This window comes from Cellulomonas sp. GbtcB1, assembly GCF_019091725.1.
GTDB lineage: Bacteria > Actinomycetota > Actinomycetes > Actinomycetales > Cellulomonadaceae > Cellulomonas.
This window is the reverse complement of record NZ_JAGXJG010000754.1, coordinates 1-228: the sequence shown is the minus strand read 5'-3', so window position 1 is coordinate 228 and position 228 is coordinate 1. Positions and strand designations below refer to the sequence as shown.

At 66.7% G+C, this 228-nt stretch carries 1 pseudogene; it reads right to left on the bottom strand.

The window, feature by feature from the left end:
• Positions 1-228: pseudogene (locus tag KVT14_RS22080) on the bottom strand (ATP-binding cassette domain-containing protein); the annotation flags it as partial.

Here is a 228-nt window from a genome sequence, read left to right as displayed (position 1 = left end):
GTACTTGCCCTTCTGGAGCCGCAGCGGGAAGGCGATGTTCTCGTACACGGTGAGGTGCGGGTACAGCGCGTAGTCCTGGAACACCATCGCCAGGTGCCGGTCGCGCGGGGCCTTGTCGTTGCCGACCTCGTCGCCGATCCTCAGCTCGCCGGAGGTGATGTCCTCGAGGCCGACGATCATGCGCAGCAGCGTCAGCTTCCCTCAGCCGGACGGCCCGTCGTGTGTACG